This window comes from Bradyrhizobium algeriense, assembly GCF_003062295.1.
Taxonomy (GTDB): domain Bacteria; phylum Pseudomonadota; class Alphaproteobacteria; order Rhizobiales; family Xanthobacteraceae; genus Bradyrhizobium; species Bradyrhizobium algeriense.
In genome coordinates, this window is record NZ_PYCN01000093.1 from 1 (window position 1) to 5,669 (window position 5,669).

At 58.8% G+C, this 5,669-nt stretch carries 4 protein-coding genes and 2 pseudogenes; 1 reads left to right on the forward strand and 5 read right to left on the reverse strand.

Translation table 11 applies throughout. The annotated features are described in order from the left end of the window. The first annotated feature begins 113 nt into the window (after positions 1-113). The gene (locus tag C7G61_RS42040; RefSeq protein ID WP_420836845.1) at positions 114-263 is read left to right on the forward strand and encodes an ATP-binding protein; all 150 of its coding nucleotides are present in this window, start codon (positions 114-116) and stop codon (positions 261-263) included. Between the two features lie 441 nt (positions 264-704). On the opposite strand, the gene C7G61_RS42045 is transcribed toward C7G61_RS42040, so the two are convergent. The 5 genes and pseudogenes from C7G61_RS42045 to C7G61_RS45730 all read right to left on the reverse strand — a co-directional run. Then, the gene (locus tag C7G61_RS42045) at positions 705-1,037 is read right to left on the reverse strand and encodes a DUF3363 domain-containing protein (RefSeq protein WP_108523345.1); all 333 of its coding nucleotides are present in this window, start codon (positions 1,035-1,037) and stop codon (positions 705-707) included. A gap of 144 nt (positions 1,038-1,181) precedes the next feature. Then, entirely contained in the window at positions 1,182-3,395 is a 2,214-nt protein-coding gene (locus C7G61_RS45390) for a hypothetical protein (RefSeq protein ID WP_244608769.1), read from the reverse strand. A 480-nt stretch (positions 3,396-3,875) separates the two neighbouring features. Further along, positions 3,876-4,547 (reverse strand): annotated as a pseudogene (locus tag C7G61_RS42060) (hypothetical protein). A 60-nt stretch (positions 4,548-4,607) separates the two neighbouring features. Next, positions 4,608-5,368, reverse strand: a pseudogene (locus C7G61_RS42065) (P-loop NTPase family protein). A gap of 46 nt (positions 5,369-5,414) precedes the next feature. Continuing rightward, positions 5,415-5,669 (reverse strand): hypothetical protein (locus tag C7G61_RS45730; RefSeq protein WP_210205929.1); only part of this gene is annotated, 255 nt, incomplete at its 5' end.

The following is a 5,669-nucleotide window of genomic DNA, read 5'->3' on the forward strand; positions in this document are numbered from 1 at the left end:
ACCGCGTCCCGACCGCTCCTTCAGCACCTCAAGCCGGTGCCCGAACAGAAAATGATGCGGGTCGGTGATCGTGACGTGAGACACGACCCGTTCCAAAATAGGGGTACTCTGTCGTGTTCGGCGAGCCAACCATCGCAGATGCTATCCTCGACCGGATCATCCACAACTCCCACCGTATCGCCCTCGAAGGCGACAGCATGCGAAGGAAAAAAGCCGCGCGCCCCTTGACCAACGTCGAAAACAGCGAAACGAATACCAACTGACTTCAACAACCAGGCAACCAAAAGCCAGCGCCGCCACGCTGTCCGCGATTTAGCGAAACTGCTGTCCGCGATTTAGCGAAACTGCTGTCCGTCAGTTAGCGAAACTGCTGTCCCGTTTTTGCGAAATACGCAATTAGGAAGCTGCGGATGCCAGAGCCAGCCATGAAGGCAGGCCGCCTCTCAAGAAGAGCGGCCAAGGTGCTGCGAGCTCATCAAAGTCATCACAATGAGTTTCTGGCGAGGGTGGTTGCGAACGATGGGCGCCACAACGAGATAGAGTGACACGGGTTTAGGTCCATCGACGCGGGTACAACCACGGCGCAGCCTGCGCATCGCAGTCGCGCGCGTCCCAGCCCAGAGATCGGCGGGTCAGAGGGAAAGGCCGCGTTTGTGCCCAAGGCTCAACGCTGCCGGGACCGGCTATGCCGCTCACGTAGTTGCTCAATTCGCGCTCGAGCGAAGGGGCAGGGCACGAGCTGAAACTGAGAATGATGCCATCATGGCAAAGCGCCCCGAGGCGATCGACAATCTTCGGCGATAGATCCCCCGCAATCTACCCACCTGCATCAGCGGGCAATACGCAAGGCCCATTTCCTCGGCGAGACGGCTTCCGGTGTCGAGCTCACGGCGGCGCGGGCGCTCAATCAGGTTGAGGCCAAGCCGGACCTTGTCGCCGTGGCGGTGGGCAAGTCCAAGGTCTGCCAGCACATCGATCAGCCGCTCGAGTGCCGCGCGGACCTCGGCAATAAGTAAGTTGAATTTCGCGATCGCCATTTCCTTTTATCCAAACGCTCATATTGCGCAGCGCATTTCCCGTGGGTGCCCCTGGTGCGAGCAAGCCTATGCCGCTGGGTGTGCGGTAAAACTTCCCCCCATGCGCCGCCCCGCTGACCCGAGATTGCAGCCCAAGCGCGTTCTTCAACCAGCTTCAGGATAAACACGAACGCGTGAGCCGCCGTCCGTTTCCAGCAACTCGGCCCTGTAAGGCACGCCGCGGATGTTGATATACGTCGGGCGCCCGGCTTCCGGCATGAGGTGCTCCCCCTCTAGTGCACGGACAAGGTAAGGCGGAAGCCAGCGTTCGCGGTGCTGCCATCCCCCGCGGATAAGAAACCCAAGATCAGCTATGGGCTGCCGCGATGGCCCAGCTTCATTCATCGGCCTCGCGCGAGGATGATGGATGAGACGAACGTCCCTGTGCTCTCCCGGCCCAAACGTGGCCGAGTAATGCTCACCGTTGATCGCGAACTGGCTTGGGCCGAACTGGTTCGGCATGAGATTGATGTTACTCAGTACATCGATCAGGACGTCCGAGGCCGGTTGGGAGCCGTGGTGCCAGCCCTCGCCGACGATAGATCCGATATCCAGCCGCTCCTGAGGGGCCCCTGATGGCCCAACGAACGACGGCGGTCTGGCGAGGTCAGGCGCCGGCACAGAGTGAGCGTCGTCACGCAATTCATACGGTGTGGGCGGATTCAAATTAACCAGCGGCTCAAGACCGCCGTAGACGTCTGACGAGGGACGCCTCGCAGATGATAGTGACGCGGGTTCTTGCATCTGCTCTCTAAACCAATCCCAAGCGCCCGCGCTCGGGGTGGCTGGCGTTGCCGGAAGCTCCTGAAGCGAGCGCGGTTGCGGGCCGCGGTGCGGTGTGAACGAGGATGACGCGGGTTCTTGCATCTGCTCCCTAAACCAGTCCCAAGCTCCCGCGCTCGGGGTGGCTGGCGTTGCCGGAAGCTCCTGAAGCGAGCTCGGCTGCGGGCCATGGTGCGGTGTGAATGTGGACGACGCGGGTTCTTGCATCTGATTCCTAAACCATTCCCAAGCTCCCTCGCTCGGGGTAGCTGGCGTTGCGGGAAGCTCCTGCGGCGACCCGGGCTGCCGAGCGCCTTCCCCGGCGAGCGGACGCGCGCTCTCAGGAGGAGGTAGCCCCAGCGCTCTGTTCGCCTCGCGGACTTGCTGGTAGCGCCGAAGCCTGAGCAAATCGGCGTTAATTTTGGTGTCCGCGGTTTGGTTCCTATACTGCTCAACATCTTGGGCCAGCCCATTGTCATTCAGTCGGCCAGCCATGGCCCCTTTTTCGCGCGTTTGCAGCCAATCGCTCAACCTGGAAAGGCGGCGAGCCTGTCTATCGACAGTCTCCGGCTCAATCCTGCGTGTCGCCTTTTCCGCCGCGGTCCACATGTCGATGAGGGTTGCGTCTGCCGGATAAGGAGCCAAGCGCCGGATATCGGCTGACAAGGCCTTTCCGGCGCCGACGTCCCGGAGCTTTTTCAATGCCGCTTTGATGCGCCCGCTGCGATCCTTCGCATAGGTTTCCACATCGTCATCCAACCCAGCTTCCAGCTCAGGGTTGCCAATTCGATCCGCGATTGATGGCCTCCCGTTCTGGCTAAGTCGGCCGCTCAAATGGCGCAGATCGGCTATCGCATTTTTGATGGTGCCGTCGCCCAGTACTTTGCCGGTGCCGTCGTCCCGGGTGACCTTGGCTTTGCTTTTGAAGTCCTCAAACAGCTCCTCGTCCTCCTCAGGGACCCCGCGTGTTCGGCCGGGCTGCTTGGCGTAATCCACGCGAAACTTCGTTGAAAAGACCTCTTGCTGAGCCGTGGAGCCGGACGGCTTTTCGCTGCGACTCGTCCCAAACGCCTTTCCGACACCTGACTTGATACGCGACCACAGTCCGCGATCCTTGCTGTTCTTCGTCTGAACCGCGGGCCGCTCCTCAGATGGCAAAGTGTAGCGCGCACTGCTGAACATATCATCCCGCAAATTGGACTGCGGCGGTACTTGGGCCGAATCTCGAAAGTGAGCTCGGGGGATGTCTACGCTGTGGCGCGTGCTGCTGAACGAGGTGTCCCTCAGCCGGGAGTGTGGCGGCATCCGCACCGAACCGCCGAAGTCAGTGCGCCGGATTCCTCCATCGCCCTTTGCGGGACTCTCATCAGGCGAACTAGACCTTGCGGAGCTCTCATCAGACGAGTTGAGTTGTAACTCGTTCATCTGCTGCTCAAAGCTAGCTTGCTCCCTCGTGTTGCCCGATTGCTGCCCCGCGCGCGACTGTTGATAGTACGCTTGTGCGAACCCTTCCACATCAAAATCAAACAGGTTAAAATTGTTATTCGTTCGCTCCATGGCACCTCACATCCCACAGCAAAGCTCGTATCTGGCGCACGGTAGGGTGATCGAGTGAAAGCGGTGGAGCCTTCGGCCGAGATTCCGACTGTCGAAGCCTGAAGACAACTGACAATCAACAATCGTTTGCCGCGACCGAGACCGCCGCCACGCCCCTCCGATTCCGAGATCAAGCAATCGGGTGTTCATTTCCTGATGACGTCGCCGTCTAGATATCGAGGTTCTCATGCTAGGAGAGTTACCTGATGAGAAGCTGACGAGTCTCAGAAGGCCACAATGAGCTAATGGCGACCGCGTTGATTTCTCCAGAAATCTGCCGCGTACCCGCCATGTGATTTTTTGGCCCAAGCCACGCACGAGGCCGTCCCGACACGAAGCGAGCAAACAGCCTCGCCAACCGCTCGGGCATTATGTCTGCAAGCAATACGATCAACGTGAAGAACTCCGTATCGGGGGAATTCTCCACATGTGGAGCCCGACTCAAGACGACGGCTGTGGCATCGCCATCAATTCGAGATCGCGGAACATGATGTAATTCTGCCGGATCCACTGATGCAACTCGGTGGAGGAATCCTTCTCGTTGCGCAGATATCCCGTGAACGAAAAGCTCAGTCGGTCGACCTAAGTCTTTAGAAATACCGGTAGCGCCGAAAACCGGATTACGCGCGCGCCATCCATGGCTTCAGGTAACTCGCCGCGCAGCATGAATTCATTGTGGACGGTGACCAGCGCCCCGGCGGAATCCGCCACCGCAGCATCTCATGGCTGCGCGAGGAGACGCGGTCGGTGCCGGCGACGAATAGGATGATGGGGGCAACACGGCGGCGGAGCGCCTCCTTGATGAAGCCGATCTCCTCGCACATCTTGAAAAATTCATCAAAGGCATGGAAGCCGAGGTCGATTACCTTGGCCACCCGGTCGTGCAGGATAAGCCGGTCCATCAGCTGCATCTTGCCGTAGGTGTCGATCACATCCGCCGTCTCAGGTGATGTTAGGGAGGTAATCGACCAGTGACGGCTCCTTCAGGTTGATGTCGAACGAGAGCGCAGTGCCGTTCTTCAGCAGCAAGAACTCGCTCATGAGGCGAGAGACGAGGGTCTTGCCGACCTGCGGGATAGGAGAGCAGATGATGTAAACGGGCGTGGCTAACATTGCCAGTAATATCAAGCGAACTTCGTACGTGGTTCAGTTCTTCAATCGCCGAACGAGCGACTATTTTTCGCCGCCGCGGGTCACTGACTTGGCGCCGGCCAAGTCGGTCAAGTTAATGCGATCATATTCGCGCCAGACATTTGCGAGCCAGTGCCGAACATAGCCGCGCAGCACGAAGGGGTGGTTCGCGGCATCGTCGTGCCGGCCCTTGTTGGCTACGAAGTTGACGAACGGGACGGAAGCAACTTCGACCTGCTCATAGGCCATCTCATTGAGCTTAGGGATCGTCAGCTCGGTCGCGTTCTTGATACGGTGGAACTAGGAGTTGTAGGTCGACTCGTCCCACTGGAAGAATTGAGTGTCGTTCATGAAGTTCTTGACCAGAAAATACGTTGCACCAGTCATGAAACTGGCGGTCTCGGCGATCTCGTCCCGGGAAGCGATGGATGATCCCAAGATGTGGAATACGGCAAAGGTGATCTGGCCGGACCGCGCGGCATCCAAAAAGCCGATGTCGCGCAAGGATGCCAGCGCCGGAGACAGCAAGCCTGCGCGGGCGTCGATCACCGTGACGGATAACCCTGAGTTAAGTGTGTCGAAGATCTTCATCTGATCCGCAGTCGTGGTCATGTCGACGATCTCGGTTATCTCGGGGTGGAAGCGCTTCAACGTTCCTCGCGGTGACTCAGTATCGAATGCGCGTGTCTGCACGTTAGTGGTATGAAATAGTCCAGAAGCGTTCGGGATAGCGTTCGGGATACGGTCGTCTTGCCAACCCCACCCTTGTCCGCACCCACCACAATCACAACTGGCTTTGTCATGGAATCCCCTTAAAGCACTCGCTACCGCCGACCGCGACGTGTGCAATCAGCAAATCTCTGCTTTGGATGCGAAGATGGCAGAAACAAGGGATAGTGGAATCTTTGACGCGTCACCAACGCGATTGGTGGGGATTTCTTGATGCGAGGCCATCAGTGACGTTGGGATACGGACGACTAGACGACCGATTCCATGAAACCCGCGTGCTGCAGCAGGCTGGATTGATGGAACGGACGGGTTGTTGGCGGATTCCTCGTTTGCGGTCGGCGAAACGAGGAGCTGTATCATGGCAGGATGGCGGCG

Excerpts from the sequence above, each read along its gene's own strand:
- C7G61_RS45390 (WP_244608769.1), bottom strand. The coding sequence starts at position 3,395 with ATGGAGCGAACGAATAACAATTTTAACCTGTTTGATTTTGATGTGGAA.
- C7G61_RS42045 (WP_108523345.1), bottom strand. The coding sequence starts at position 1,037 with ATGGCGATCGCGAAATTCAACTTACTTATTGCCGAGGTCCGCGCGGCA.